The organism is Bradyrhizobium sp. RDI18 (genome assembly GCF_043203335.1).
GTDB lineage: Bacteria > Pseudomonadota > Alphaproteobacteria > Rhizobiales > Xanthobacteraceae > Bradyrhizobium > Bradyrhizobium retamae.
In genome coordinates this window covers 5,191,536-5,218,005 of record NZ_JBICRN010000008.1, presented here as the reverse complement: position 1 = coordinate 5,218,005, position 26,470 = coordinate 5,191,536, and the positions used below count along the sequence as shown (strand labels likewise).

The 26,470-nt window shown below is 64.3% G+C and carries 25 protein-coding genes and 3 pseudogenes; 10 read left to right on the top strand and 18 right to left on the bottom strand.

Annotation, left to right across the window (positions count from 1 at the left end):
- Positions 1-7 precede the first annotated feature (7 nt).
- Entirely contained in the window at positions 8-559 is a 552-nt protein-coding gene (gene hslV / locus ACFXS9_RS34305) for an ATP-dependent protease subunit HslV (protein ID WP_334371662.1), read from the bottom strand.
- Between the two features lie 191 nt (positions 560-750).
- Here hslV and hisB point away from each other — a divergent pair, with 191 nt between their 5' ends.
- The 7 genes and pseudogenes from hisB to coaA all read left to right on the top strand — a co-directional run bounded on the left by hisB (position 751) and on the right by coaA (position 5,554).
- Entirely contained in the window at positions 751-1,344 is a 594-nt protein-coding gene (gene hisB / locus ACFXS9_RS34300; RefSeq protein ID WP_028348312.1) for an imidazoleglycerol-phosphate dehydratase HisB, read from the top strand.
- Positions 1,345-1,382: 38 nt separating this feature from the next.
- Positions 1,383-1,916: a DUF2628 domain-containing protein gene (locus ACFXS9_RS34295; RefSeq protein WP_392696955.1), complete on the top strand. Its 534-nt coding sequence runs from the start codon at positions 1,383-1,385 to the stop codon at positions 1,914-1,916.
- Positions 1,913-2,563: an imidazole glycerol phosphate synthase subunit HisH gene (gene hisH / locus ACFXS9_RS34290; protein ID WP_392696952.1), complete on the top strand. Its 651-nt coding sequence runs from the start codon at positions 1,913-1,915 to the stop codon at positions 2,561-2,563. Before ACFXS9_RS34295 ends, hisH begins: the two co-directional genes overlap by 4 nt.
- Complete coding sequence (gene hisA / locus ACFXS9_RS34285; protein WP_392696949.1) at positions 2,560-3,300, top strand: 1-(5-phosphoribosyl)-5-[(5-phosphoribosylamino)methylideneamino]imidazole-4-carboxamide isomerase; 741 nt, start codon at positions 2,560-2,562, stop codon at positions 3,298-3,300. The genes hisH and hisA overlap by 4 nt, the downstream gene beginning before the upstream one ends.
- A 99-nt stretch (positions 3,301-3,399) precedes the next feature.
- Complete coding sequence (hisF, locus tag ACFXS9_RS34280; protein ID WP_392696946.1) at positions 3,400-4,176, top strand: imidazole glycerol phosphate synthase subunit HisF; 777 nt, start codon at positions 3,400-3,402, stop codon at positions 4,174-4,176.
- Between the two features lie 83 nt (positions 4,177-4,259).
- Positions 4,260-4,582: pseudogene (locus tag ACFXS9_RS34275) on the top strand (phosphoribosyl-ATP diphosphatase).
- A 15-nt stretch (positions 4,583-4,597) separates the two neighbouring features.
- On the top strand, positions 4,598-5,554 hold the full coding sequence (coaA, locus tag ACFXS9_RS34270) for a type I pantothenate kinase (protein WP_392696943.1): 957 nt from the start codon (positions 4,598-4,600) through the stop codon (positions 5,552-5,554).
- Positions 5,555-5,694: 140 nt separating this feature from the next.
- On the opposite strand, the gene ACFXS9_RS34265 is transcribed toward coaA, so the two are convergent.
- The 10 genes and pseudogenes from ACFXS9_RS34265 to rsmI all read right to left on the bottom strand — a co-directional run bounded on the left by ACFXS9_RS34265 (position 5,695) and on the right by rsmI (position 16,567).
- Complete coding sequence (locus ACFXS9_RS34265) at positions 5,695-7,929, bottom strand: ATP-binding protein (RefSeq protein WP_392696940.1); 2,235 nt, start codon at positions 7,927-7,929, stop codon at positions 5,695-5,697.
- A gap of 143 nt (positions 7,930-8,072) precedes the next feature.
- On the bottom strand, positions 8,073-8,540 hold the full coding sequence (locus ACFXS9_RS34260) for a hypothetical protein (protein ID WP_392696938.1): 468 nt from the start codon (positions 8,538-8,540) through the stop codon (positions 8,073-8,075).
- A gap of 949 nt (positions 8,541-9,489) precedes the next feature.
- A pseudogene (locus ACFXS9_RS34255) lies at positions 9,490-9,927 on the bottom strand (NapC/NirT family cytochrome c); the annotation flags it as partial.
- Between the two features lie 19 nt (positions 9,928-9,946).
- Positions 9,947-11,485, bottom strand: coding sequence for a YifB family Mg chelatase-like AAA ATPase (locus ACFXS9_RS34250; RefSeq protein WP_392696935.1), 1,539 nt, complete (start codon positions 11,483-11,485; stop codon positions 9,947-9,949).
- Positions 11,486-11,632: 147 nt separating this feature from the next.
- Positions 11,633-11,815 carry a hypothetical protein gene (locus ACFXS9_RS34245; RefSeq protein WP_392696933.1) on the bottom strand — a complete coding sequence of 61 codons (183 nt, stop codon included), beginning with the start codon at positions 11,813-11,815 and terminating at the stop codon, positions 11,633-11,635.
- Between the two features lie 173 nt (positions 11,816-11,988).
- On the bottom strand, positions 11,989-12,960 hold the full coding sequence (locus ACFXS9_RS34240) for an MBL fold metallo-hydrolase (RefSeq protein WP_392696930.1): 972 nt from the start codon (positions 12,958-12,960) through the stop codon (positions 11,989-11,991).
- Between the two features lie 194 nt (positions 12,961-13,154).
- Positions 13,155-13,979, bottom strand: coding sequence for a hypothetical protein (locus ACFXS9_RS34235; RefSeq protein WP_392696927.1), 825 nt, complete (start codon positions 13,977-13,979; stop codon positions 13,155-13,157).
- 257 nt (positions 13,980-14,236) lie between these two features.
- Complete coding sequence (gshB, locus tag ACFXS9_RS34230; RefSeq protein WP_392696926.1) at positions 14,237-15,184, bottom strand: glutathione synthase; 948 nt, start codon at positions 15,182-15,184, stop codon at positions 14,237-14,239.
- Positions 15,185-15,213: 29 nt separating this feature from the next.
- Positions 15,214-15,627 (bottom strand): YraN family protein, encoded by a 414-nt coding sequence (locus ACFXS9_RS34225; protein ID WP_392696923.1) that lies wholly within the window; start codon positions 15,625-15,627, stop codon positions 15,214-15,216.
- Entirely contained in the window at positions 15,614-16,567 is a 954-nt protein-coding gene (rsmI, locus tag ACFXS9_RS34220; RefSeq protein WP_392696920.1) for a 16S rRNA (cytidine(1402)-2'-O)-methyltransferase, read from the bottom strand. The genes ACFXS9_RS34225 and rsmI overlap by 14 nt, the downstream gene beginning before the upstream one ends.
- A 229-nt stretch (positions 16,568-16,796) precedes the next feature.
- Between rsmI and ACFXS9_RS34215 the strand changes: the two genes are divergently transcribed.
- Positions 16,797-18,011 carry a penicillin-binding protein activator gene (locus tag ACFXS9_RS34215; RefSeq protein ID WP_392696917.1) on the top strand — a complete coding sequence of 405 codons (1,215 nt, stop codon included), beginning with the start codon at positions 16,797-16,799 and terminating at the stop codon, positions 18,009-18,011.
- Positions 18,012-18,134: 123 nt separating this feature from the next.
- On the opposite strand, the gene hemW is transcribed toward ACFXS9_RS34215, so the two are convergent.
- The 3 genes from hemW to rph are packed head-to-tail and all read right to left on the bottom strand — an operon-like array spanning position 18,135 to position 20,651.
- Entirely contained in the window at positions 18,135-19,304 is a 1,170-nt protein-coding gene (gene hemW / locus ACFXS9_RS34210) for a radical SAM family heme chaperone HemW (RefSeq protein WP_392696914.1), read from the bottom strand.
- The gene (rdgB, locus tag ACFXS9_RS34205) at positions 19,297-19,926 is read right to left on the bottom strand and encodes an RdgB/HAM1 family non-canonical purine NTP pyrophosphatase (protein WP_392696911.1); all 630 of its coding nucleotides are present in this window, start codon (positions 19,924-19,926) and stop codon (positions 19,297-19,299) included. Before rdgB ends, hemW begins: the two co-directional genes overlap by 8 nt.
- An 11-nt stretch (positions 19,927-19,937) precedes the next feature.
- Positions 19,938-20,651 (bottom strand): ribonuclease PH, encoded by a 714-nt coding sequence (rph, locus tag ACFXS9_RS34200; protein ID WP_065726161.1) that lies wholly within the window; start codon positions 20,649-20,651, stop codon positions 19,938-19,940.
- A gap of 282 nt (positions 20,652-20,933) precedes the next feature.
- On the opposite strand from rph, the gene hrcA reads away from it, so the two are divergent.
- Together hrcA and grpE are read left to right on the top strand one after the other, a co-directional pair.
- Positions 20,934-22,022 carry a heat-inducible transcriptional repressor HrcA gene (hrcA, locus tag ACFXS9_RS34195; RefSeq protein WP_334371624.1) on the top strand — a complete coding sequence of 363 codons (1,089 nt, stop codon included), beginning with the start codon at positions 20,934-20,936 and terminating at the stop codon, positions 22,020-22,022.
- 118 nt (positions 22,023-22,140) lie between these two features.
- Entirely contained in the window at positions 22,141-22,761 is a 621-nt protein-coding gene (gene grpE / locus ACFXS9_RS34190; RefSeq protein ID WP_392696907.1) for a nucleotide exchange factor GrpE, read from the top strand.
- Positions 22,762-22,929: 168 nt separating this feature from the next.
- Here the strand turns inward: grpE and ACFXS9_RS34185 are convergent, their stop codons facing one another.
- The 4 genes and pseudogenes from ACFXS9_RS34185 to ACFXS9_RS34170 form a co-directional block, all read right to left on the bottom strand.
- Complete coding sequence (locus tag ACFXS9_RS34185; protein WP_392696904.1) at positions 22,930-23,358, bottom strand: VOC family protein; 429 nt, start codon at positions 23,356-23,358, stop codon at positions 22,930-22,932.
- 79 nt (positions 23,359-23,437) lie between these two features.
- Positions 23,438-24,289, bottom strand: coding sequence for a helix-turn-helix domain-containing protein (locus ACFXS9_RS34180; protein ID WP_392696901.1), 852 nt, complete (start codon positions 24,287-24,289; stop codon positions 23,438-23,440).
- A gap of 32 nt (positions 24,290-24,321) precedes the next feature.
- On the bottom strand, positions 24,322-25,035 hold the full coding sequence (gene pncA, locus ACFXS9_RS34175; RefSeq protein ID WP_392696898.1) for a bifunctional nicotinamidase/pyrazinamidase: 714 nt from the start codon (positions 25,033-25,035) through the stop codon (positions 24,322-24,324).
- Positions 25,036-25,155: 120 nt separating this feature from the next.
- Positions 25,156-26,093 (bottom strand): annotated as a pseudogene (locus ACFXS9_RS34170) (hypothetical protein).
- Between the last annotated feature and the right edge of the window lie 377 nt (positions 26,094-26,470).

Sequence of the window (26,470 nt, the reverse complement as noted above, 5' to 3'; positions counted from 1 at the left end):
GCTCCCCTCAGAGCGTTTCGATCGTGACGTTCCGGTTGGTGTAAACGCAGATGTCGGCAGCGATATCGAGCGCCCGGCGCACGATGGTTTCGGCGTCCTTGTCGGTATCGACAAGCGCCCGGGCGGCCGCCAGGGCATAATTGCCGCCGGAGCCGATCGCCATCACGCCGGCTTCCGGCTCCAGCACGTCGCCGGTGCCGGTCAGGACTAGCGAGACGTCCTTGTCGGCGACGATCATCATCGCTTCCAGCCGGCGCAGATAGCGGTCGGTCCGCCAGTCCTTGGCCAGTTCGACCGCCGCGCGGGTCAATTGCCCCGGATATTGCTCAAGTTTGCTCTCCAGCCGCTCGAACAGGGTGAAGGCATCGGCGGTCGCCCCGGCAAAACCGCCAATCACGTCGCCCTTGCCGACTTTCCGGACCTTTCTGGCGTTGGCCTTGATGACGGTCTGGCCGATCGAGACCTGACCGTCGCCGCCGATTACCACCTTGCCGCCCTTGCGGACCGTCAAAATCGTGGTGCCGTGCCAGATCGGCAGGTTGTTTTCAGATGCTTGCATGGATCGCCCTCTTTCCAGTCAGATTTAGGGGGTGAGGGGAGGGGTTACAATCGCGCCGTTTCACCCCCGAATCCGGTCACCATGGGCCGAAGTTCAGCCCTTCAAACGTCATCCCGCAGTAGCGAAGGTGGTATCCGCCTGTTAAAAGGGCCGCGTTTTCGGCCCCAAGCGGCCCAAGGGAAGCAGTTTTCATGCGCACAGCGTCCATCAAGCGCAAGACCAAGGAAACCGACATCGAGGTCGCGGTGAACCTCGATGGCACGGGCGTGTCCAAGGTTTCGACCGGCATCGGCTTTTTCGACCATATGCTCGATCTCTTGGCCCGGCATTCCCGGATCGACATCACGGTCAAGGCGGATGGCGATCTGCATGTCGACCACCACCACACCACCGAGGACGTCGGCATCGCGCTGGGCCAGGCCGTCAAGCAGGCGCTCGGCACCATGGCCGGCATCACCCGCTATGCCTCGATCCACATGCCGATGGACGAAACGCTGTCGCGCGTCGTGATCGACATTTCGGGCCGGCCGGTGCTGGTGTTCAAGGTCGACTTTCCGCGCGACAAGGTCGGTCAGTTCGATACCGAGCTGGTGCGCGAATGGTTCAACGCCTTCACCATCAACGCCGGCGTGACTTTGCACGTCGAGACCTTATATGGCGAGAACAGCCATCATATCGCCGAATCCTGTTTCAAGGGTCTGGCGAGGGCGCTTCGTGCCGCGGTTGCGATCGATCCGCGCGCGGCGGGCGAGGTGCCTTCCACCAAGGGTCAGCTCGGCGGCTGATTGCCTGTTCTCGTTTTCGTTCGCGGCGGAGAGGTTCGATGCCGGTCTACACAGTGCATGCTCCCATAGCCAATGGCGCCGATCTTCCGGCGACCGACAAGTTCGTGTTTGTCCGTGACGGCTTCCATTTCTGGGCTGCGGTCGCGAGCGTGATCTGGCTATTGTGGCATCGGCTGTGGCTGGCGCTGATCGGCTGGATTGTTCTGATGACAGCCGTGCAGTTCGGGATGTCGGCGCTGGGCGCCAGCCGCGGTACGATCTTCGCTGTTGATGTCCTGCTCGCCATCCTGATGGGCCTCGAAGCGGCCAGTCTGCGGCGCTGGACGCTGTCGCGGCGCAAATGGCGCCAGCTCGATATCGTGGTTGCTGACGACGAGGAAGCTGCCGAACACCGCTTCTTCGAACGCTGGACCGGCCGGCAGCGCGGGCTGATCAACGACCAACGGTCGGTCGATCGCGGCGCACCGCCGCCAACCCGCAACATTCCGGGCCAGTCGTTCTCCAAACCGCCGCCGCCGTTGCCGCAAGGCGGAATCATCGGCTTGTTTCCGGAGCCGGGAGGGCCACGATGACCGTCGCGATCATCGATTACGGCTCGGGCAATCTTCACTCGGCGGCAAAGGCCTTTGAGCGCGCCTCGCGGAGCATGGAAGATCCGCAGAAGGTCATGGTGACGCGCGATCCCGATACCGTGTACCGCGCCGATCGCATCGTGCTGCCCGGCGTCGGCGCCTTCGCCGACTGCCGCCGTGGTCTCGACGCCGTGGACGGCATGCTGGAAGCGATGACCGAAGCGGTGCGCGCCAAGGCCCGGCCGTTCTTCGGCATTTGCGTCGGCATGCAGTTGATGGCGACGCGCGGCAAGGAGCACGTCACGACCGACGGCTTCAACTGGATCGAGGGCGACGTCGAGAAGATTTCCCCGCGCGAGGAAAATCTCAAAATTCCGCACATGGGCTGGAACACGCTCGATCCTATCCGCGAGCACCCGGTGCTGGAGCGGTTGCCGCTCGGGCCGAAGGGCCGCCATGCCTATTTCGTGCACTCCTATCACCTCAACGCCTCCAATGAGGCCGATGTGCTGGCGCGTGCCGACTACGGCGGGCCGGTGACCGCGATCGTAGGCCGAGACACCGCCATCGGCACGCAGTTTCACCCCGAGAAGAGCCAACGTTTCGGCCTGGCCCTGATCTCGAACTTTTTGAAGTGGAAGCCGTGATCCTCTTTCCTGCCGTCGACCTGAAAAACGGCCAATGCGTGCGCCTCGAGCAGGGCGACATGGCGCGCGCGACCGTGTTCAACCTCGATCCGGCGGCGCAGGCGCGCGCTTTTGCCGAGCAAGGGTTTGAATATCTCCACGTCGTCGATCTCGACGGTGCCTTTGCCGGCAAGCCGATGAACGCGCTGGCGGTCGAGGCGATGCTCAAAGCGGTCACCATGCCGGTGCAGCTCGGCGGCGGCATCCGCGATCTCAAGACCGTGGAAGCCTGGCTCGACAAGGGCATCGCGCGGGTCATCATCGGCACGGCGGCGGTGCGCGATCCGGAACTGGTGAAGGGCGCGGCGAAAAAATTCCCCGGCCGCGTCGCGGTCGGACTCGACGCGCGCGACGGCAAGGTTGCGGTGGAAGGCTGGGCCGAGACCTCGCAGGTGACCGCGCTCGAAATCGCGCAACGTTTCGAGGATGCCGGTGTCGCTGCCATCATTTTCACCGACATCGCGCGCGACGGCCTGTTGAAGGGCCTCAACCTCGATGCCACGATTGCGCTCGGAGAACGTATTTCCATTCCCGTGATCGCATCCGGCGGGTTCGCTTCCATCGAGGACGTCAAGGCGCTGCTCGAGCCGCGCGCCAAAAAGCTCGCCGGCGCCATTGTCGGCCGCGCGCTCTACGATGGGCGGCTGGATCCCGCCGCCGCTTTGACGCTGATCCGCAACGCGCGCGCCGCGGCGTAGAGCCATGGTCAGGACCATGGCTCTACCTTTTTATTTTGACGCGTTTTCTTCACGCGAACCGGTGCCCGCTTCGCGTGAAAACGCTTTGGGAGTTTTGTGATGTTCAAGGTCCGCGTCATCCCCTGTCTCGACGTCAAGGACGGCCGCGTGGTCAAGGGCGTCAACTTCGTCGACCTGCGCGACGCCGGCGATCCTGTCGAGGCGGCGATTGCATATGACGCGGCCGGCGCCGACGAATTGTGCTTCCTCGACATCACCGCCACCCACGAAAACCGTGGCATCATGCTCGATGTCGTGCGGCGCACGGCGGAAGCCTGCTTCATGCCGCTGACGGTCGGCGGCGGGGTCCGGACCATCGAGGATATCAAAACGCTGCTGCGCTTCGGCGCCGACAAGGTCTCGATCAACTCGGCCGCCGTCGCTAACCGCGAGTTCGTCAAGCAGGCGGCGGAAAAATTCGGCGAGCAGTGTATCGTGGTGGCGATCGACGCCAAGCGGGTCAAGCGCGGCGGCGGCTCGGACCGCTGGGAGATTTTTACCCATGGCGGGCGCAACTCCACCGGGATCGACGCCATCGAATACGCGCAGGAAGTGGTCTCGCTGGGCGCCGGCGAGATCCTGTTGACCTCGATGGATCGCGACGGCACCCGCCAAGGCTTCGACCTGCCGCTGACGCAGGCCATCGCCGACAGTGTCCCCGTACCGGTCATCGCCTCCGGCGGCGTCGGTAATCTCGACCACCTCGTCGACGGCATCCGCCAGGGTCACGCCACCGCAGTGCTGGCGGCCTCGATATTCCACTTCGGCGAATTTACCATACGCCAAGCCAAGGAGCACATGGCGCGCGCCGGGCTGCCGATGCGGCTCGATCCCTGACGACTCCCTGTCACAAAAGTGCTAAGCCCTGCATAGGGACAGCGACCCGGCCTTGGGGCGGGCGCGAGTGTTGAGTTCGGTTGATGTCGCGTTTCACGATCCATGATCTGGCCGCCACCATCGATGCACGGGCCGCATCGGGAGGAGAGGCGTCCTACACCCGCAAATTGCTCGACAGGGGGCGGAGCACTGCGCCAAGAAGCTGGGCGAGGAAGCGGTCGAGACCGTGATCGCGGCGGTCGAGAACGACCGCAGCCACCTGATTGCCGAAAGCGCTGACCTGCTGTTTCATCTGCTGGTGTTGTTGAAGTCGCGTGGCGTGAAGCTGGAGGACGTCGAAGCCGCGCTGGCGCAGCGGACCTCGATGTCCGGGCTTGAGGAGAAGGCGTCGCGCAAGCGCGACTGACCGAGAGGGCAGCTCATGGATATCCGCACCCCGGAACAGCAATACAATCCCTACCGGATCTTCACGCGCGAACAGTGGGCGCGGTTGCGCGACGACACGCCGATGACGCTGGAGCCGGGCGAATTCGAGCGGCTGCGCTCGATGCATGACCGCCTCGACCTGCAGGAAGTCGAAGACATCTACCTGCCGCTGTCGCGACTGTTGTCGATCTATGTCGATGCGACCGATCGGCTCTTCCGGGCGCAGCGCCAGTTTCTCGCTATCCGCGACCGCAAGGTCCCCTACATCATCGGCGTCGCCGGCTCGGTCGCCGCCGGCAAATCGACCACTGCGCGCGTGCTGCAGGCGCTGCTGGCGCGCTGGTCGCCGCGGCCCAAGGTCGACCTGGTGACGACCGACGGTTTCCTGTTTCCCAATGCCGTGCTCGAGCGGCAGGGGCTGATGCAGAAGAAGGGATTTCCCGAGAGCTATGATCTGCCGATGCTGCTGGCGTTTCTTTCCGACATCAAAGCCGGGCGCCGGCCGGTGCGCGCGCCGGTCTACTCGCATCTGGTCTACGACATCGTGCCGAACGAGTGGATCGAGGTCGATCGCCCGGACATTCTGATCGTCGAGGGCGTCAACGTGCTGCAGACCGGCCGACTGCCGCGCGACGGCAAGGCAGTGCCCGTGGTGTCGGACTTCTTCGACTTCTCCGTCTATATCGACGCCGAGGAGCCGGTGCTGCGCGAATGGTATGTGCGGCGCTTCCTGGCGCTCAGGGACACCGCGTTCCACGATCCCAAATCGTACTTCCATCGCTACGCGGTGCTCTCCGACGAGGAGGCGACCGCGACCGCGATCGCGATCTGGGAGCGTACCAACCTCGCCAATCTCGAGGACAATATTTTGCCGACCCGTCCGCGCGCGACGCTGATCCTGAAAAAACGCGCCGATCATCTCGTGGAGACGGTGGCGCTGCGGCGGTTGTGATTGCTGTCGTCCCTGCGAACGCAGGGACCCATACGCCGCGGCTTTTCTTTGGGCAGGTGGGTAGACGACTTTTGCTATCACCAAGTCCTGTGGTTATGGGTCCCTGCGTTCGCAGGGACGACGTCGAGTTCGTTTCGATCTCACGCCGCAATGTGCTGTGACGCGACCAGCCCAGCGAGCGCCTCGGCGAGTTTTTCGCGGTCGAGCGGCTTGATCAAGAATCCGTCCATGCCGGCTTCGAAGCAGGCGTAGCGATCTTCCACCAGCGTGTTGGCGGTGAGCGCGAGGATCGGCGTCCGGCTACCCGGCTCGCCGGATTCGAGGGTACGAATCCGCTTGGTGGTTTCGATGCCGTTGAGCTGCGGCATCTGGATGTCCATCAGGACGAGATCGTAGGGGCTGCCCGCGGATTTCGCCGAGAGCCAGGACTCCAGCGCCTCGGGGCCGTCGGTGCTGATGACGGCGTGATGGCCGAGCCGGCCGAGCAGCGATCGGATCAACAGCGCATTGATCTGGTTGTCCTCGGCGACCAGGATCGACAAGCCCTTGGCCGACGGCGCAGCCGGCGTCTCGCTCGGGTCGATGGCCGGATCCAGGCTCGGCGCGGCCACTTCCGGCGCGGCCGTCATGCGCGCCGCGAGCGAGGCTGCGCGCAGCGGTTTGACCAGATAGCCGGTGAGGGCGGACGTGGCCGATGGTTGCATTTCGTGCCGCGTTGCCGGCGTAAACATCACGATGCGCTGGGTGGCATGAAGGCGCGCGGCTTCGCCGAGCCGTTCGATTTCGGCAACCCCCAGCGCGTGATCGATCAGGACGGCGTGCCAGGCGCGCTCGGGCAACAGGGCCTCTGCGACGTTGGCGTCGGATACCATGCAGGTCTGCCCGCCCCAGCGCTGCAGCCGTCGCGCGGTCAGCGAGGCCTCGATGCTCGCGGGGGAGACCAGCATGATCGAGTGGCCGGAAAGATCCGGCGCCGCAAAGGAGATTTGTTCGCCGCCCGCGGCGGCAAGGGGGAGCGACACTTCGAATGTCGAACCCGTGCCCGGCGTGCTTTCCAGCGCGATGCGGCCGCCCATGCGCTTGACGATACGGTCGGAGATGCTCAAGCCGAGACCAGTGCCGCCGTAGCTGCGGGCGATCTTGTTGTCGGCCTGCTCGAACTCGCGAAAGATCCGCTCGCGTGCGTCGGGGGCGATGCCGATGCCGGTATCGCGCACCAGGAAACTGATTTCATTGGGCCAGATGCCGGGCTCCACGATCAGCGCGACCCCGCCGGCGGAGGTGAATTTTATCGCATTGCCGGCGAGATTGAGCAGCACCTGCCTCAAGCGAGCTGCGTCGCCGATCACGTGCGTCGGCAGCCGCTCGTCGACATAGGCGGCCACCTCGATCTTCTTGGCCTCCGCGCGCGGCGCGAGCAATTCGGTGATGTCCTCGATCAGGCCCGACAAGGCGAACGGACGATGTTCGAGGTCGATCTTGCCGGCCTCGATCTTCGAATAATCCAGCAGTTCCTCGATCAGCGAGAGCAGCGCGTCGCCGGAGGTCTTCACCGCCTTGACATAGGTCGCCTGTTCCGGCGTCAGCGGCGTATCCATCAACAGGCCGCTCATGCCGATGATGCCGTTGAGCGGCGTGCGGATCTCGTGGCTCGCCATCGCAAGGAAGCGCGACTTGGCGCGGCTTGCCGCGTCCGCCTGGTCGCGGGCCTCGGTCAGCGCGCGTTCGCTCTCGGTGCGATCGGTAACGTCGCGGCCGACGCTTTGCATCTCCGCTCGCTCTCCGGCGTCGTTGCGGACGAACCCTTCGCGCCATGCGATCCAGCGCGGGCCGAGCGGTCCCTTGATCCGCTGGTCGTGAACGCGGGTGCCGCTCGGTTCGAGCGCGGTGTCGCCCTGCTCGAGAACGGTAAGCGCGAAGCGGCTGCCGATCAGTGCGTCGCGCGGCATTTGCGCCAGCTCGCAATAGGCGTCGTTGGCGTAGGTGATGCGGCCCTCGCCGTCGCGCAGAACGATCAGATCGCCCTGCGATTCGAACAGCCGGCGGGTACGCTGCTCGGCCTCCTGCAATTCCCAGTTCCGGTCGGCCAACGCTTCATTATGCAGCGCGACCTTGCGCATCTTCTTGCGCAGCAAGCGAAGCCGAACGCTGAAGGTGGCGAGCGCGACGCAGGCTATGGCGAACAGGAAGGCGGCGCCGATCGCAAAAGAGTGCGGATCATAGCCGGAGTTTTCCGTCTTGGCTCCGGTGATGAAGCCAAAGGCTCCGCCGAACACGACCGAGAAGATCATGAAGGAGCGCAGCGCGAAGGTAAGCCAGGGATGACGGCGGCCGAAGCGGCGAAAGCGAAGTTTGATCCGGAAAGTCCGTCCCATCGCCAATTACCCTGAGCTTGCTGCTTGAATTGAACCGGCCTGCTTCGCCGCCTCTCGCGGAAAGACGATGCGTCGCCGATGTTGCAAAGTGCTTGAGGCTCCCAGCGCGTAGCCACCGCGATGAGAACAGGGTGAATGAAGTGTTAAAGCGCGGCCGCCTGGACCCGATGGTGCTCGCCGCGGGCGCCGACGATCAGGGCGGCGGCATCGAGCATCGAAAAGCTCTTCGAGGACGCGAAGATGCGGTGGTCGGCCGGTCCATCCCTGGAAAGATAGATCACGGGATCGGAGCCTGAGGGATTGCGGGAGATCGCGACCAGAAGCGGTGGCGTGTTGCTCGCGCAGGCGCCGGCTTCGGCCGTATCGATATCGTCGATCACGGTGAAGTCGGCAGCTTCCGCGTTGTCGGTAATCTGGACCCGCACCGTCGCGCGGCCAGGATCGCTGGTGAAGCTGACGTGCCGGTGCGCCTGCCAGGAGAGGGCGGCGATCTGGACGGAGGTGCCTGATATTTCGATGCACGGCCGCGGACCGGCCAAAAATTCGTCGCGCGCGAACAGGGCGATAATTGCCAGCGGAATCACCGAGGCCAGAATCTTCAAACGCAACATGACACGCTACTCGCTCACCATAAGTCCGCGACATGGGACTTATGGTTGGCAGAGCGTAAAGGAAACTAGTTACCGCAGTGTTGACGCGGGTTGTCCTTTCTGGCGGCAGCATCCGTGAGGCGAGGGGATTTCGTACGCCAGCGATGACGATGTGCGCCGCACACACCACTGTCGTTCCCCGCCACCGGGTCTCGCCTTCGGCGAGCCCGATGACAGGCTCCAGCGGGGGATCCAGTACGCCGCGGCTTCTCGGTTCAATCACTGCTGCCTCTGGAATACTGGGCGGATTCAACCGGTCAAGCCGGGCGGTGACAATTGAGTGTGGGTCGGCGATCTCGCGACGCATTGCGCCCGAGGTTTGCTATTCACTTCCGCCCTCTCCAAATAGAGGGCGCAGGGAAGACCGGGTGCGCGCCGCACCCGCGGTCTCGTGTGCTGCTTGCGCATAAAGAAAATGCACACGAGCATACAGGTACAGCGGGAGCATCCCGGCCTTCCCTGCGCAATGGCTTTACGGCTTACTTCGTGCTCTTCCCGGAGAACGGCTTTATTGCCTCCGTCGCCGGCGGGACACTTCCCGCCAACTTAACGCCAGCACCGCGGCGCCCGAACCACACGACTTCGCCGTACGCTTCCGGCGCGTACGTCTCGCGCGCCATCAGCGTCCATCGCATCTCACCGCACGTTCGTGACGATCGCGAGCGCCCCTCCATCGGGTGAGACGGGCGGAGTTATGCATCTGATTTGCGTGACAAGTTAAGCGAAATATTTTTGATTGCCGGGCTTGACACGATTTCGGAAAATCAGAAGTGATTTGCCCGTCGTGCCGATGGGTCGCAGCCGCGCATTGAACTTTTGCCTGCGCGCGCGGCAAATCAGTCGACCGGCGCCAACTTAGCGATGTCGAGATTATCACGTCGGCTGTGCCCGGCCGCACGTTATTGTTCGGCTACGGTGACGGCGAGGTACCGTGCAAGTTCGTCCCGCGGATTGCCCGAAACCTCTGACGGTCCCTCAACTCCGGCGGTGCTCTCCAGCTCGGCTTGATGCCGGTCATGTCGGGCAATTCGTGCGCGATGCCTTTATGGCAATCGATACAGGTCTTCTCGCCGGTGACGGGAAATTTGCCGTGGATGTCCGCAGCCCGCCGCGTCTGCTTGGTGAAATCCATCGCGACGGCGAAATGGCAGTTGCGACATTCCAGGGAATCACTCGCCTTCAGTCTCGCCCATTCGTGCTTGGCGGGCTCGAGCCGGTGATCCAAAAACTTCTGCCTGGTGTCGATAGTGCCGAAGATCTTGCCCCAGACCTCCTTCGAGGCCTGCATCTTGCGCGCGATCTTGTCGGTCCAGTCGTGCGGGACGTGGCAGTCGGGACAACTGGCCCGAGAAATGCGGGGCGATGCACTACGCCGCCCTTCGCAAATCCTCCGCCAGCGCACGATAGGACAGTGCTTCGGCCAGATGCAGCCGGCCGATCTTTTCCGCACGATCGAGGTCGGCGAGCGTGCGCGCGACGCGCAGTACGCGGTGGTAGCCGCGCGCAGTCAGCTTCATGGTTTCGGCGGCGTCGCGTAAAAGTTTTTGGCCTTGTGCATCCGGCTGCGCGATCGTTTCCAGCAGCGAAGCCGGCGCTTCGGCATTGGTGCGGATATGCGGCATGCCGGCCGCTGCATAGCGCGCGAGCTGGATGTCGCGCGCCGCGGCGACGCGGGCTGCGACTTCGGCTGCGCCTTCGGAAGGCGGCGGCAGGATCAGGTCGGCGGCGGTGACCGCCGGCACCTCGATCCGCAGGTCGATGCGATCCATCAGCGGGCCGGAGATGCGCATCTGGTAATCCGCGGTGCAGCGGTCGACCGGTGCGCGCCTGCAGGAATAGCCGGGATCATAGGCCTGGCCACAACGGCAGGGATTCATCGCCGCAACCAGCATGAAGCGCGCGGGGTAGGTGACGCGGTGGTTGGCGCGGGACACCGAGACCTCGCCGTTCTCCAGCGGCTGGCGCAGCGAGTCGAGCACGCGCGGATCGAACTCGGGCAGTTCGTCGAGGAACAGCACGCCCTGATGCGCCAGCGAAATCTCGCCAGGTTTTGCGCGCAGGCCGCCGCCGGTCAGCGCAGCCATGCTGGCGGAATGATGCGGTGCGCGGAACGGCCGCCGCGCCGTCAGTGCGCCGTCGCGGATTTCGCCGGCGACGGAGGCGATCATCGACACTTCCAAAAGTTCGGATGGCGACAGCGGCGGCAGGATCGAAGGCAGCCGCGCCGCCAGGATCGACTTGCCCGCACCGGGCGAGCCGATCATCAGCAAATGATGTCCGCCGGCCGCCGCGATCTCCAGCGCACGCTTGGCGCTCTCCTGGCCCTTGATATCGCGTAAGTCCAGATGCGTCGCTTCCGGCTCGTGCACTTTCGGCTGCGGCCGCGACAGCACCTGCGTGCCTTTAAAATGATTGGCGATCTGGATCAGCGATTTGGCCGCGATGATCTGGATGTCCGGGCTCGCCCAGGCCGCTTCGGAGCCGCACGCCGCAGGACAGATCAGTCCTTCCTCGCGCGCGTTCGCGCCGATCGCGGCCGGCAGCACGCCTGCAACGGGCGCAATCGAGCCATCGAGCCCGAGTTCGCCGAGCACAGTAAAGCCGTTGAGCGCATCCGGCGGGATCGCGCCGATCGCCGCCATCAGGCCGAGCGCGATCGGCAGATCGTAATGGCTGCCTTCCTTCGGCAGATCGGCCGGCGCGAGATTGACGATGATCCGCCGCGCCGGCAGGGCCAGCCCCGAGGCGATCAGCGCCGAGCGCACCCGCTCGCGCGCCTCCGACACCGCCTTGTCGGGCAACCCCACAATCGCAAACGCCGGCAGCCCAGGCGCGACCTGCACCTGCACGTCGACCGCGCGGGCCTCGATCCCCTCAAAAGCTACAGTAGATACCCGCGCAACCATGCTGCCCCCCGCGACGCAATCGAAGGTAGCGGGGAACCGAAGAGCAAGTCAAGAACATTTGGGGAACATTGTGCGCCTAGGGCCTGTCAGCGCACATCCTGCATCGACATACCGGTGCTCAACCGATTGTCGACGTTTCGACCCGCGCTAGCGCTCCGTTCGCATGTATGGGCTGTGCTCAGAGACAAGCCTCAGCGCCGGATCGTCGGCGAGAACGCGCACCGCCTCTGTCTTTGCAGGGCTCTCATTCTCGGGGTTACCCCGGACGCTCCACGCAGCGAGGCAGACGACGAGCATTCCGGCTCCGATAGCTACCATATCCTTGGTCATTTGCCGGCCTCCAAACTGGCTGCCAAGCGCTGAAGAAGACCAATTTCGGCGAAGCGCGATGGTTCCTAAGGTACGCGGGGGAGCTCAATTCAGCTTCCCGCCGCAATCGCCGCCGCGTGCTGGCTGGGCGACTTTCCGGGGCGGACCCGCCGCCCCGGAGAATGCTTCCCGACTCAGAGCTGCATGTTCATCGGCTCGGGATAATACCTAAAACCATCGCCGTTCCTGGCGACGTGGCCGTAGCCGGGCCAGGCGAAGTGATAGGACATAACCGGGATCTTCTGGGCGGCGAGCATGTCCAGCATCTTCACCCGCGAGGCGGCCGCCTGCTTTGGGTCGCTGTCGTAGGCGAATTCCATCCGTGGCTTCTCCAACAGCAGCACCGCGTGATGCGAGAGGTCGCCGAGGAAGCAGAAGGATTTGCCCTTCGAACTGACCATGAAGATGGTGTGGCCGACGGTGTGGCCGGGCGCTGCGAGCGCGGTGACGCCGGGCAGGAATTCCTGGTTGTCCTTGATGAAGACGATGCGGTCGCGCACCGGGATCAGGTTCTTGCGGGCGTGGATGATAAAATCCTTCAACGGACTGCCGAGCTTGCCTTCATCGGTCCAGAAATCGAAATCGCTCTGGGCGATGTAGACCTGCGCGTTCGGGAATAGCGGCTTGTCGTCGGCGCCGACCAGGCCGCCGATGTGATCGATATGGGCATGCGAGCACACCACGGCGTCGATGTCTCCAGGCTTGATGCCGGCCGCCATCATGTTCTTCTGCTGCTGGCCGGTGGTCGTACCAAACGCTTTTGACGTGCCCATGCCGGTATCGAACAGGATCAACTTGTCGCCGGTGTTCACGATCGGCGAGTTCTGTTCGAGCACGACGTTATCAGGATTGAGGAAGTTGTCGGACAGCATCTTCTTCACTTCCTCCTTCGGCACGCCGGTAAACGTGCCGGAGGGATCGCCGAGCGGCAGCGGGCCGTCCGAGACGACGGTGACTTCGGCGTCGCCGAGCATGAAGCGGTGCCAGTAGGGCGTCTGCGTGCCGAGTTTTGGCGCCTTGGCCAGAGCGCTGCCGCCGAGCATCGTTGTCGCGCCGAACCCGGCGCCGAGCGCAAGCAAAGACCGTCGCGAAAGATTCGTGGTCATGCGTCTTCCTCCACTAATTTTATTGATTGCAGTACGTGCCCGGACGAAGTCATCCGTGCCTGCAGGCTGCTCCCGCTTCCCGACATTGGCAAGTGGGATGAGGAGGCACGACAGAGATGCGAAAATGACGATGGCGCACCGCATCGCGTCGCAGCAATGTTGCAGGACAGATTTCGAAAGATCAGCATCGACGGCTACCAATCGTAGTCGTCGTACATCCACTCCCTTGGGTATCGAGGCCGCGATCTTGCTTGCGGCGGCGACCGTTCGGGCTTGCGGAAGGTCGGATCCGGCCGCGTCGGAGGCGGAGATGCCTTGGGCGGGTTCTGCTCGGAAACCTTCGCGAGCGTGCGTTTCATCTCTTCCTGGCTCGCCTTGAGCTCCGTAATGGCTTTTGAATTGTCGCTGGCCATTTGTTGCTGGTTCGCCTTGAGCTGTTCGATGGTTCGCTCCAGGTTCGCGAGGTCGCGCGCGATCCTTTGCAGCAACTGTGTCTGTTCGGGGGGCGCGGCGGTCGTTGGCGGCGAGGCGCCTTGCGGCGGTGCGCCCTGAGCCAAGGTCGGTGCTTGCGGTGGCGATACTTGCGGTGGCGATACTTGCAGTGGTGATGCTGCCTCCGCCGCGGCCACCTCAACGGTAGATGGAGCAGGCTGCGCGGGCGATGGCGGATCTTCCGGTGGCAATGATGGCGTTGAAACGGGCTGCGGCGCCCACCAAGCGACAACCTGCTTGGCTCCGCCACTATAGGACGACTGCAAAACCAGCGCAGCGACAATGATGCACGCTGCCAGGGGCAAGGCGGCTAGGGTGCGGAGCGCCGGCCTTTTTTCCGGTGACTGCGGGGCAGGTAGCGACGATGGCGGATGCGCAGTATCGCGCTCCATTTTTGCAACCTGTTCAGTCAAACGCGCGAGTTGCTCATCCGCGCGTTTCATCTGTTCGTGGGCCTGCGCGAGCCTCTCATCGGCGCGCGCGCTCAGGGCATCGTGGGGTTCAGTTTCTTTCGGTGTGGAGTTCATTGGCGTTTCCTTTCCGTCCAATGTCATCCGAAGCTGGCCGGCCGAGCATCCGGCAGCGCTCCGTGCAGTCTTGCCCAAAGAATGGCCGCATGATGGTAGAATAGAATATGGGATCACATGGCGATAGCGTCCTGCAATCCAGCGGGCCACTCCCGGCGGCGTAGCAGAACGGTGCCGTGGCTCTCCTCCTCGGTTCCAATCGCCGGCGGGAGGCGCGCAATTCATCCGCTGCGAATGTTGCTCGCGCGAGGGGGAAATTATTTCCCGGTGCGCTTCTTCTCGATGGTATCCCAGATTTTTGCCGCGACATCCGGGCCGTTGAGACGCTGGATCGCGCGGATGCCCGTGGGGCAGGTCACGTTGATCTCGGTGAGGTTGCCGTCGATCACATCGATGCCGACGAACAGCAGGCCGCGTTCGCGCAAGTCCGGGCCCAGCGTGTCGCAAATCTCGCGCTCGCGCGGGGTAAGGTCGGTCGCCTGCGCTGCGCCGCCGCGCACCATGTTGGAGCGGAGGTCGTCGGGGGCCGGCACGCGGTTGACGGCACCGGCGAACTTGCCGTCGACCAGGATGATGCGCTTGTCGCCGTGTTTGACCTCGGGGAGGAAGCGCTGGATCACCCAGGGCTCCCTGAAGGTGACGGAAAACATGTCGAACAGCGAGCCGAAATTCATGTCCTGCGGCATGACGCGAAACACGGCGGCACCGCCATGGCCGTGCAGCGGCTTCATGACGACCGCGCCATGCTCATCGCGGAACGAATTGATTTCATCGAGGTCGCGCGAGATCAGCGTCGGCGGCATTAGCTGCGGAAAGTTCAGCACGAACATCTTTTCCGGCGCGTTGCGCACGCTGGCGGGATCGTTGACGACCAGCGTCCTGGGATGGATTCGTTCCAGCAAATGCGTCGAGGTGATGTAGGCGATATCGAATGGCGGCTCCTGCCGCAACAGGATGACGTCGAAGGCTTCGAGCGGCTCGCGCTTCGGCTCTCCCAACGTAAAGTGATCGCCGACCTCGTCGCGCACGGTGAGGTGCTGCACCGGCGCCACCAGCTCCTCGCCGCGCAGCGAAAGCTGGTCCGGCGTGAAATAGGAAAGGCTGTGGCCGCGCTTTTGCGCTTCCAGCATCAGGGCAAAGGTCGAATCGCCGCGGATGTTGATACGCGCGATGGGGTCCATCTGGACGGCGACATTCAGTTTCATGAGTGAGGTCCGGGTCTCTGGAGGGGATCTTAAACGCTGGCGTCGAATGCCGCTAACAGATGGCGTGGCAGACGCCGGGGCGCAATCAGGACAGCGTCAAAACGGAGCTCGAATTCGGCATGCTCGGGATGCGCCATCAGCCAGGCTTGGGCGGCGTCGATGATGCGGGCCTGCTGGCGCGGCGTGACGGCATAGGCGGCATCATCGAGGCTGGCCCGGGCCTTGACCTCGATGAAGGCAATCAAGCTGCGCTTCCTCGCCACCAGGTCGATCTCGCCATAGGGGGTGCGGAAGCGCTTTGCGAGAATGCGGTAGCCCTTTGCCATCAGATAGGCTGCGGCGCGGCTTTCCCCGGAAAGCCCGGTGCGAAACGCCGCGACCCGCTCGGGCGCAGCGAGTTTCGTGGTCGCGTCAGGCGGCGTGGTGCCGTCAGTCTTCGCCATCGTCGCCCCTGACTTCCTTGGCGAGCTCCAGCGCGCGGGCATAGACTTCGCGGCGCGGGCGGCCCGAAAGCTCGACGGCGTGCGCGACGCTGTCCTTGACGCTTTCGCGCGCCAGCGACGATCGCAGCAAATCGTCGAGGTCATGCTGGGTCATGACATCGGCGTCCTTGCGCGGCGGGCCGATCACGAGCACGAACTCGCCGCGGGTTTCCAGCGTGTCGGCCGTCCTTGCCAGTTCGGCGATGGGCGCGCGCTTGATGTCCTCGTGCAGCTTTGTGAGTTCGCGGCAGATCGCGGCGTCGCGACCGGCCATCATCTCGGCGAGGTCGGCGAGCGTTTCCTGCACGCGGTTGCCGGATTCGAACATCACCAGCGTGGCATCGATCCTTGCCAAATCGGCCAGCCGCGTCCTCCGCGAGACTTGCCTGGACGGCAAAAATCCCTCGAAGTAAAACCGGTCGGTCGGGAGTGCTGCGACCGAAAGCGCCGTCAGCACCGAGGACGCGCCGGGCACCGCGATTACGGCATGGCCGGCGGCAGAGACCTCGCGCACCAGCTTGAAGCCGGGGTCGGATATCAGGGGCGTGCCGGCGTCCGATACCAGCGCAATGGAAGCGCCCTGCGCCAGCCGCTCCAGGATTTTCGGCCGCGCCGTCGCTGCGTTGTGCTCATGATATGGCTTGAGTTCCGCCGAGATCGCATAGCGCTCGATCAGGCGGCGGGTGATGCGGGTGTCCTCGCAGGCGATGATGTCGACGCCGGCCAAGGTCTCCAGCGCGCGCAAAGTGATGTCGCCGAGATTGCCGATCGGGGTTGCCACCAGATAGAGGCCGGGAACCGGCTTCGGGGCATTTAGAAGGTGGCCGCCAATCAAAAATGTTCTGTTGGCCGAACCCGGTTCGGTATCGGAGCCGTAGTTTGAACTGGGTTTGGCGCACATGACGGCAATCTAGAGGGGTCTTGGGGCAAGCGCCATATCTGGCGGGATGGCGGCAAGGGTGGAGTTCCCCGCGGGAAGACAATGCGCGGCGGGGTGTTAATCCTTTTGTTTTGGTTAACTAATCCTCGACAATATGCAGAATCCCAATTGGGTTCAGTAGCGGTTCAGGTGCCTCGGCCCAGAAGGCCGGAATCCTGGCCGACGGCGGTCGGTCAAGAGAAGAGACAGAATGGAAGGCCCGTTCAATCGCAAGCTTGGATCCCCGGATTTGCGGCCGTCAGGCCCGACCCGGCGGACGGCGGTCGGACTTATTCTAGGAGCGCCGCTGCTCAGTGCCTGCTCCGGCGGCGGTCAGATTTCCAACCCGTTTGGCCCGTCAGCGCCCGACGGGCCGCCAGGCCCGCAGCAACAGCCGCTCGCGGTCGGCACCGGGCAGGTCAAGGTCGGCCTGATCCTGCCGCTTTCGGCCGCCGGCAATGCCGGCGTCGCCGCGCAATCGATGAAGAACGCGGCCGAGATGGCGCTGGCGGAATTCCAGAACCCGAACATTCAGCTTCTGATCAAGGACGACGGCGGCAATCCGCAGGGCGCCCAGCAGGTTACCCAGGAGGCGCTCGGAGAAGGCGTGGAAATCGTTCTGGGCCCGCTGTTTGCGGCCTCGGTGCCGGCGACCGCGCAACTGACACGCGCGCGGAGCATTCCGGTGATCGCGTTCTCGACCGATTCCAGCATCGCCGGACGCGGTGTTTATCTGCTGAGCTTCCTGCCCGAATCGGACGTCAACCGGATCGTCGATTATTCGGCCGGCATCGGAAAGCGATCGTTCGCGGCGCTGTTGCCGGACAATGCCTATGGCAATGTGGTGGAAGCGGCGTTCAAGCAGGCGGTTGGCCGCAAGGGGCGCATCGTCGCCTTCGAAAAATACACCGCCGATCGCGCCGGGGCGGCGCGGACGGTGGCGCAATCGCTCGGCTCGGCTGACGCGCTGTTCATCGCCGACGACGGCGAATCCGTCGTGGCGGCGGCGGATGCCCTGACCGCGGCGGGCGCCAATCTGCGCAATATCCAGTTGCTCGGCACCGGGCTCTGGGACAATCCGCGCGTCTATGCCAGCGCGACGCTGCAGGGCGGGCTTTATGCTGCGCCGGATCCGTCGGGCTTCCGCGCCTTCTCCGGCCGCTACCGCACCAAATACGGCGCGGACCCCGTGCGCACCGCAACGCTCGCTTATGATGCCGTCGCGCTGGTTGCTGCGCTGTCGAAACAGCAGGGCGGCCAACGCTTTGCGCCGGAGACGCTGACCAATCCGTCGGGCTTTGCCGGCATCGACGGGCTGTTTCGATTCCGCTCCGACGGCACCAACGAGCGCGGGCTTGCGGTGATGAAGGTCGCAAGCGGCGGCAGCGCGCCGGTTGCCGGATCGCCGAAGAGTTTTGGGGCGTGATCTTTCGTCGCCCCTGCGCAGGGGCCTATAGCCACTATTGCTGATGCTGAAAAAACGGCGTCGCCTCTCGTGCCCTTTGCGCGGGCCGCGGTGTATAGGTTCCTGCGTTCGCAGGAACGACGGCTAGGCGGCGAGATCCGCCACCACTGCGTCCAGCACCGGAAAACCGTCCTTCGTCACGCGCAATCTTCCGTCGGAGTCGACGGATATCGCGCCTTCGTTGCGCAAGATGGCGATCCGGTTCGGATCGAGCGCGCGGCCGGATAGCGCCGCATAACGTTCGGGATCGATGCCTTCGGCGAGCCGTAATCCCATCAGCAAAAATTCGTCGGCGCGCTCTTCGCTATTGAGGTGGTCGTCGGTGACGACGCCGTGGCCGTTGGCTTCGACGCGCATCAGCCAGGCCTCCGGGCGCTTCTCGGTCGCGGTCGCGTGTCGCGCGCCGTCGATGTCGAGACGGCCATGCGCGCCGGGACCGATGCCGGCATATTCCTCGCCGCGCCAGTAGACGAGGTTGTGCTGGCACTCCGCGCCTTCGCGCGCGTGATTGGAAATCTCGTAGGCCGGCAAGCCATGATGCGCGCAGACTTCCTGCGTCACGTCGTACAGCGCACGCGCCACCGCCTCGTCCGGCGTCTTGAGTTTGCCCGCCGCATGCAGGCCGAAGAACGGCGTGCCTTCCTCGATGGTGAGCTGATAGAGCGAGAGATGCTCGGCGGCTTCGGAGATTGCGAGCTTCAGTTCATCCGCCCACATCCGCGGGGTCTGGTCGGGGCGGGCGTAGATCAGGTCGAATGAATAGCGATCGAACGCGGTGCGCGCGATCGCTACCGCATCGAGCGCCTCGCGCGCGGTATGCAGCCGTCCGAGCGCTTTCAGCGAGGCGTCGTCGAGCGCCTGCACGCCAAGCGAGACGCGGTTGACGCCGGCTGCGCGATAGCCGCGAAACCGCGTCGCTTCTACGCTGGTCGGATTGGCTTCGAGCGTGACCTCGACATTGCCGGCGACCCCCCAGTGCTTTCCGATCGCATCCAAAATCGCGCCGACAGTCTGCGGCTGCATCAAGGAAGGCGTGCCGCCGCCGAGAAAGATCGATGTGACGGTCCGCCCCGGCGCGCGCGCCGCCGTGGTTTCGATCTCACGCGCAAACGCGCGCGCAAAACGTTTCTCGTCGATCGGTGCGTGGCGGACGTGGCTGTTGAAATCGCAATAGGGGCATTTCGACAGGCAGAACGGCCAGTGCACGTAGACGCCGAAGGCATCTTTGGGGCGGGGTCGCTCGCGACTAGCCAAGGCAGATCTCCGCCAGTTTGACGAAGGCCCGTGCCCGGTGCGACAGGCCAAGCCCGCGCGGCGGCAGGCCGTGCTTTTCGATGGAAGTCATCTCGCCAAAGGTCCGCGTGTGCCCGTCGGGCAGGAATACCGGATCATAGCCAAAACCGGCGGTGCCGCGCGGCGGCCAGACCAGGGTTCCATCGGCGCGGGCCTCGACCTCTTCGAGGTGGCCATCGGGCCAAGCGACGCACAGGGCCGAGACGAAATGCGCACTTCGCTTGTCGGGCGTGGTCGCGCCGCGCTCCTGCAACAGGCGCTCGACTCTAGTCATCGCCGCCATGAAATCCTTGCCATTGCCGGCCCAGCGCGCCGAATAGATTCCGGGCGCGCCGTCGAGCGCATCGACGACGAGACCGGAATCATCGGCAAAGGCCGGCAATTGCGCGGCTTTCGCCGCCGCGATCGCCTTGATCGCGGCATTGGCCCGAAACGTCTGGCCGGTTTCCTCGGGCTCACCGAGACCCAGCTCGCCTGCGGAAACCGCCTCGACGCCGTGCGGCGCGAGCAATTCCTGCATCTCGGCGAGCTTGCCGGGATTGTGGGTCGCGATCACGAGCCGGCCGGTGATCTGACGGTGCATGTGCGATCAGACTACGCCACAGCCAGCTTCTGCAAGTCCACCAGACGCGCGACACCCTTGCGCGCCAGTTCCATCAGCGCCAGGAACTCGTCTTGCGAAAACGGTGTCTTCTCGGCGGTGCCCTGCACCTCGATGATGCGGCCGTCGCCGGTCATGACGAAATTGGCGTCGGTCTCGGCCTCGGAATCCTCGGCATAGTCGAGGTCGAGCACCGGCGTGCCCTGATAGATGCCGCAGGAGATTGCGGCGACATTGTCGCGCAGCACGTTGGCTTTCAGCATGTTGCGGTTCTTCATCCAACCGATGCAGTCGGCCAGCGCCACCCAGGCGCCGGTGATCGAGGCCGTGCGGGTGCCGCCATCGGCCTGGATCACGTCGCAATCGACCGTGATCTGGCGCTCGCCAAGCGCTTCGAGGTCGACGGCGGCGCGCAAGGAGCGGCCGATCAGCCGCTGGATCTCGACGGTGCGCCCGCCCTGCTTGCCGGCGGCGGCCTCGCGGCGGGTACGCTCCAATGTGGCGCGCGGCAGCATGCCGTATTCGGCGGTGACCCAGCCGCGGCCTTGGCCCTTCAACCAGGGCGGCAGCCGCTCTTCCAGCGTGGCCGTGACCAGCACGTGGGTGTCGCCGAACTTCACCATGCAGGAACCTTCGGCATATTTGACCACGCCGCGTTCCAGCGACACGGGGCGCAACTGATCGGGCGCACGGCGGCTCGGCCGCATGGGGAATCCTTCCAAAAATCGAGCGAAAGTTCGTTCGCGGTGCTTGTAGGAGGGGGAGCGGGCAGCGGCAAGGGTTTTTGCCTTGTTTCGGGCTAGAGTTCGGTTCTGAATCGATCAGAACCGAACCTCTACCTTCTTGTTTTGACGCGCTTTCTTTACGCGAGCCGGCATCTACCCCCGGATCAAGTCCGAGGGCATGCTTCGCTCGAAAACGCCATGGTGAAAGCGGCGCTTGTCATCGGCCCGCCGGATCGACAAATTAGGGGTATCAGGGAGTTAGCAGTGGCCCACCACGATCCGATTGGCCTGATCGCGCCGCATGCGGGGCTCGCCCAGCTCAACGAGCGCTCGCGCGACATTTTTCGTCAAATCGTCGAGAGTTATCTCGCGACCGGCGACCCCGTCGGTTCGCGCAACATATCCCGCTTGATCGCGGTGCCGCTGTCGCCGGCTTCCGTCCGTAACGTGATGTCGGACCTCGAAGCGCTCGGCCTGATCTACGCGCCGCATACCTCGGCCGGTCGCCTGCCCACTGAACTCGGCCTGCGCTTCTTTGTCGACGCCCTGATGCAGGTCGGTGACCTCACCGAGCCGGAACGGGAATCGATCCAGAACCAGCTTGCCTCCGTCGGCCGGGCGCAGTCGGTCGAGGCGGCGCTCGGCGAGGCGCTGACGCGGCTGTCCGGCCTGACCCGTGCGGCTGCGGTGGTGCTGACCGCCAAATCCAATTCGCGGCTCAAACACATCGAGTTCGTGCGGCTGGAGCCGGAGCGCGCGCTGGTCGTGCTGGTCGGCGAAGACGGCCAGGTCGAAAACCGCGTGCTGACGCTGCCGCCCGGCGTGCCTTCCTCGGCACTGACCGAAGCGAGCAATTTTCTCAATGCGCGGATTCGCGGCCGTACGCTCGCCGAAGCGCGGCTCGAACTCGAAACCGCGATGGCGCAGAGCCGCATCGAGCTCGACCAACTGACGCAGAAGGTGATCGAGGCCGGCATTGCGAGCTGGTCGGGCGGCGAAAACGAAGACCGGCAATTGATCGTGCGCGGGCATGCTAACCTGCTGGAAGATTTGCACGCGCTGGAAGATCTCGAACGCGTCAAGTCGCTGTTCGACGATCTCGAGACCAAGCGCGGCGTGATCGACCTGTTGGGCCGGGCCGAGCGCGCCGAAGGCGTGCGGATCTTCATCGGATCGGAGAACAAATTGTTCTCGCTGTCCGGTTCCTCGACCATCATCGCACCCTATGGCGACGCCTCGGGCCGCATCGTCGGGGTTCTCGGCGTGATCGGGCCGACACGGCTGAACTATGCACGGGTGATTCCGACGGTGGATTACGCCGCCCGCATTGTCAGCCGGATGCTGGGCGGCTGATCCGCCACGAATCGACCCCGATCCTGGCTGGTTGCGCTTGATTTTCGGCCCCTAAAGCACGATATCCCGCTCAGCAAATCCCCATCCAACCAGAACCGTTTTTTGAGAAGGCAGTCTTATGACCGATCCCAACCGGCCGAGTGACGACGGGGCACAACCCGCCAACCAGACCGGCGAGCCCGTGGTCTCAAAACCCTACATCATGCCCGACGATCCCGAGGAAGGATCGGTCGAGGCGTTGACGAAGGAAGCGGCGGAAGCGCGCGACAAGATGCTGCGCACGCTGGCGGAGATGGAAAATTTGCGCAAGCGCACCGCCAAGGAAGTCGCCGACGCGCGCGCCTATGGCATCACCGGCTTCGCCCGCGACATTCTCGAAATCGCCGACAATCTGCAGCGCGCCCTCGATGCCATGCCGGCCGAGACCAAGGCCACCGCCGATCCGGCGCTGAAGGCTTTCATCGAAGGCGTCGAGCTGACCGAGCGCTCGCTGCTGAACACGCTGGAGAAGAACGGCGTCAAGAAGTTCGATCCGTCGGGCGAGAAATTCGATCCCAATTTCCAGCAGGCGATGTACGAAGTGCCCGATCCGTCCGTTCCCGCAGGGACGGTGGTTCAGGTCGTGCAGGCCGGCTTCATGATCGGCGAACGCATACTGCGCCCGGCGCTGGTCGGCGTGTCGAAGGGCGGCGCCAAGGCCGCGCCGGCCGCCAACAATGAGCCGAACAGCGCGGCGTAAATAGGCGCGCAAGCGCCGTTTCGAACCATGAAGGCCCCGCTGCGGAGGCGCGGCCTTCATCCTTCGAGACGCGCGCAGGCCCGTTCCTCCAGCGACGAGCGCAATTGCGCTCGCGCAGGGATGAGGGTCTACGGAGTATCACCGAAGGCGGTTGACGCGGGCCTATGCTTACAGCGGCCTCTCGTCCGCCCTCGGCCTGTAGGTCCCAAAACTCCAGAGATTGCCTTCCGGGTCGCGGCACGCGAAGTCGCGGCTGCCATAGTCGGTGTCGCGCAGTTCCATTTCGATCTTGCCGCCGGCGGCCTTCACTTTGGCATACAGCGCGTCGGGATCGTCGACCGCGACATACAGCGCATCCGTGCGACGGCCGCCGATATCGCCGACGAGCTTGCCGTATTCGTCCTCCCTGCTCTGGCCGAGCATCAGGATCGAGGGCCCAAATGCAAGCTCGGCGTGATGGATGGTGCCGCCGTTCCGGTAGACGGCGCGTTCGGTAAAACCAACGACCTCCTTGAGCCAGCGGATCATCGCTTCGGCATCCCGGCAGCGCATCGTCGGATAAAGGCGCGGCGCTTCGCTTTTGCTTGGACTGGTCACGGGCAACTCCTCGCATTGCGTTACCTCGCCAATATCGCAAGGCGCGGTGCGTCGGCTTGAAGATTTGTTACCTGACCGCCTAGGCGTCCACTGCGTCTAGCGGCCGCGTCAGGCGGCTGTCGATCAGCGTCAGCCGCCGGGCCCAGGCCGTCGGTGTCTCGCCGGCAAGATCGGCGAATTCGCGGCCAAGATGCGCCTGGTCCGAATATCCGCTTTCAGCCGCAATGGAGGCCCAGCCGCTTCCCGCTCCCGTCCGCGCCAGCCGACACGCTTCATGAAAGCGCATCATGCGTGCGACCGGCTTTGGTGCCAGACCAATTTCTGCTCGGAAGCGATCGACCAAGTGCTTGCGGCTCCAGCCGATCTCTCTTGCAAGCGCAGTGATGCGCACGCTGCCCGCGCTGCGTGCGAGCCGTCCATAGGCGAATGCGATCTCGGGCGAAGGCCGATGGCTGGCACGCCCTGCAACAAAATCCTCGACCAGATCGAAGCGGTCCTGCCAGCAGGATATCGCGCCAAGCCGCTCGCGCAGGTGCGGTCCCTCAGGCCCCAGTACGTCGCCAATGTCGACCATGCGCGCGGTGAGATCGGCGACGGCCCCGCCAAAGAAGCGATAGGCGCCGAGCGGCGTGAAATCCACCTGCACGCATTCGGCGCCGCCATCGGATTCGATATGAACCGGACCGGCATAAAGCCCGGCGCCGAAACTCGGCTGCCGATCATCGGCGTCAGGATCGCGTCCGAGGGCGATCAGGAACGGTGTGCCGAAGCTGATGATCAGCGGGACTACCAGACCTGCGGCTTCGCGCTGGAAAAACCGGCCGGGCGCGGTTTCGCGATAGCCCGTCATGCCGGCGATCAGGCCTGTCATGCGCTGCGATGGCGCACGACGGATCATCTCGAACGCGAGTGGAGCCGCTGGACCTGACATCCCAAACCCCTGAACCGGGCAAGACGAACGCACTAGGCTGCGATATCGCTCGACTGAATGCGCTTGACGCCGGCCTTGGTCATGTCGGCCCAGGCTTTTGCGAGCGAGCCCTGGGTGTCGATGCCGCGGCAGGCGTCCTCGATCACGTAAGTCTCGAAACCTGCCTTGCGCGCATCCAGCGCGCTCCATGCCACGCAGAAGTCGGTCGCGAGGCCGGCGAGGAAAACCCGCTTCACCTTGCGCGCCTTCAGGTAGGCGGCCAGCCCCGTCGTGGTCTTGCCGTCGGCCTCGGTGAATGCCGAATAGCTGTCGACGTTCTTGTTGAAACCCTTGCGGATGACGAGACCGGCGTGCGGGATTGCGAGGTCCTTCGACAGCGATGCGCCCTCGGTCCCCTGCACGCAGTGATCCGGCCACAGCACCTGCTTGCCGTAGGGAAGATCGACCGTCTCGAACGGCTTCTTGCCGGAATGCGATGTCGCGAACGAAACATGGCCTGCGGTGTGCCAGTCCCGCGTCAGCACCACGTTGGCAAAGCCCTTGGCGATGCGGTTGATGACGGGAACGACCTGGTCGCCATCCTTGACCGCGAGGGTGCCGCCGGGAAGGAAGCAATTTTGTACGTCGATGACGAGGAGCGCGGAGGCGTCGTCGGGTTTCATTGGTGCAGCCCATGGCGTCGTTGGAACGAGGGCGAGGACGGATGCCGCGCCAAAGCCCGTCAGAACCAGCCTACGAGAAAGCATAGCGCGTCTCCCCTGTCGTGAACCCCGACAGGGGAAGGCTAGTTCCACTGGTGTACGAACGAAAGCCCGAAATTTCAGCGCGTCCTGAATATCAGGGCGCGTGCTTTTTCGAGTTCGCGATCAGGCTCGCGGCCGGATTCCGTCGCGCACGGCGCGGAAGCGTGGAAAGGCCTTGGTCCAATCATCGCGCGGCGAAGAGCCGATGATGCGCATCGAGGTCTGGGAGCCGAACCGCAGCCATTGCACGATCGTCACCGGCGTATTGTCCTTGCCGCTGATGGCGTCGATCCGCGTCTCGTAGCCGGGCTGGCCATCGATGCGGACCGGCTCGGACATCGTGATACGCCCGTCGCGTACGCCGGGAATGGTGGTCGCGATCTGCTGGGCAAAGCGGCCGCGATCGTCAGGCGACGCGGCCGTCGAGCCGATCAGGCCGATGATCATGAAGGGGGCGACCTCGAAACCTTTCTTTTCGTCGCTGTCGGAGAGAATGAGGGCGGCGCCTGGCGCCAGCGTACGGACGTTCTTGAAGCTCGAGGCTCGCCGATCTTGAACGGCATCATCCCGAGCTGTTCCTCGACAGGAACCTCAACGCGGATCACAGCAGACGCGAACATCTGGCGCACGGCATCGTCGGTGTAGATCTTCGAGGCGTTCTCCGGCACCTGCACGGCGACGTAGCCGGAGAAGGTAGGGCCGGGCAGGATCATGGAATAACGGCGCACGTTGGTGGCGCCGTCCTTGGCGTTTTCGGCGGTGTAGTAGGCGAGCCCCGCCTTGGTCTCGATGCTCTCCGGCTTGATGCCGCCAGTGCCGCCGGGATTGGCTTTGAAGGCGTTGGCGACCTCGCCATAAGCCTCGGCGGGCAGGTCGGCGACCAGGACCTTGACGCCCTGGTCTTCGGTCTCGAATCCCGTGAACGCCCTGGCCTTGTTGAGGCCGACCAGCGGCGTCATGCCGACCCTGGCGCCCGGCGGGAAAACTGGGTCCGCGGCGAACGCGGAGGAGGTGGCGGCAACGAGGAGGGCAACCGCAGCAAAATATCTAAGTAGCTTCATGGAGGGTCTACCGGGTTTGCATGGAGGCCGTTCAAAGATCGGACGGTGGAGCTGGTGGAATCTGGGCCTCAGGGCGCGACTGGGTCGTTCCGTTCGGCCCGCTTTTAGCGGTTTTGGTGTCCCTGCAACAGGGCAGGGCGGGCGTCCGTTCCCCCGCCTCGCTCCTATTTCGCGGCATTCTGCCCGGTCTCCGAGCTCTTTTTTGGGCGCTTCCAGCGGCCAAATACCGCGTCCCCTCAACCGGTGGCCGGTCCACGCCGTGAGGATGCTGCCGTATCGCTGTGCAACGCTTCGGGGTGTGAGCGATAAAGGAGTTGCCGATTTCTTAACACCGATCGCGGCACAGAGGCCCGGCCCTGGACGGCACAATCTTTCAA

Bases quoted from the DNA above. Each gene is read 5' to 3' on its own strand.
- hisH (WP_392696952.1), top strand. From the start codon at position 1,913: ATGACCGTCGCGATCATCGATTACGGCTCGGGCAATCTTCACTCGGCG.
- ACFXS9_RS34235 (WP_392696927.1), bottom strand. From the start codon at position 13,979: ATGAACTCCACACCGAAAGAAACTGAACCCCACGATGCCCTGAGCGCG.
- coaA (WP_392696943.1), top strand. From the start codon at position 4,598: ATGGATATCCGCACCCCGGAACAGCAATACAATCCCTACCGGATCTTC.
- ACFXS9_RS34295 (WP_392696955.1), top strand. From the start codon at position 1,383: ATGCCGGTCTACACAGTGCATGCTCCCATAGCCAATGGCGCCGATCTT.
- ACFXS9_RS34265 (WP_392696940.1), bottom strand. From the start codon at position 7,929: ATGGGACGGACTTTCCGGATCAAACTTCGCTTTCGCCGCTTCGGCCGC.
- ACFXS9_RS34225 (WP_392696923.1), bottom strand. From the start codon at position 15,627: ATGGCGAAGACTGACGGCACCACGCCGCCTGACGCGACCACGAAACTC.
- ACFXS9_RS34180 (WP_392696901.1), bottom strand. From the start codon at position 24,289: ATGTCAGGTCCAGCGGCTCCACTCGCGTTCGAGATGATCCGTCGTGCG.
- gshB (WP_392696926.1), bottom strand. From the start codon at position 15,184: ATGAAACTGAATGTCGCCGTCCAGATGGACCCCATCGCGCGTATCAAC.
- hisF (WP_392696946.1), top strand. From the start codon at position 3,400: ATGTTCAAGGTCCGCGTCATCCCCTGTCTCGACGTCAAGGACGGCCGC.
- ACFXS9_RS34215 (WP_392696917.1), top strand. From the start codon at position 16,797: ATGGAAGGCCCGTTCAATCGCAAGCTTGGATCCCCGGATTTGCGGCCG.
- ACFXS9_RS34260 (WP_392696938.1), bottom strand. From the start codon at position 8,540: ATGTTGCGTTTGAAGATTCTGGCCTCGGTGATTCCGCTGGCAATTATC.
- grpE (WP_392696907.1), top strand. From the start codon at position 22,141: ATGACCGATCCCAACCGGCCGAGTGACGACGGGGCACAACCCGCCAAC.
- hslV (WP_334371662.1), bottom strand. From the start codon at position 559: ATGCAAGCATCTGAAAACAACCTGCCGATCTGGCACGGCACCACGATT.
- rsmI (WP_392696920.1), bottom strand. From the start codon at position 16,567: ATGTGCGCCAAACCCAGTTCAAACTACGGCTCCGATACCGAACCGGGT.
- rph (WP_065726161.1), bottom strand. From the start codon at position 20,651: ATGCGGCCGAGCCGCCGTGCGCCCGATCAGTTGCGCCCCGTGTCGCTG.
- hisB (WP_028348312.1), top strand. From the start codon at position 751: ATGCGCACAGCGTCCATCAAGCGCAAGACCAAGGAAACCGACATCGAG.
- ACFXS9_RS34250 (WP_392696935.1), bottom strand. From the start codon at position 11,485: ATGGTTGCGCGGGTATCTACTGTAGCTTTTGAGGGGATCGAGGCCCGC.
- pncA (WP_392696898.1), bottom strand. From the start codon at position 25,035: ATGCTTTCTCGTAGGCTGGTTCTGACGGGCTTTGGCGCGGCATCCGTC.
- ACFXS9_RS34240 (WP_392696930.1), bottom strand. From the start codon at position 12,960: ATGACCACGAATCTTTCGCGACGGTCTTTGCTTGCGCTCGGCGCCGGG.
- ACFXS9_RS34245 (WP_392696933.1), bottom strand. From the start codon at position 11,815: ATGACCAAGGATATGGTAGCTATCGGAGCCGGAATGCTCGTCGTCTGC.
- rdgB (WP_392696911.1), bottom strand. From the start codon at position 19,926: ATGCACCGTCAGATCACCGGCCGGCTCGTGATCGCGACCCACAATCCC.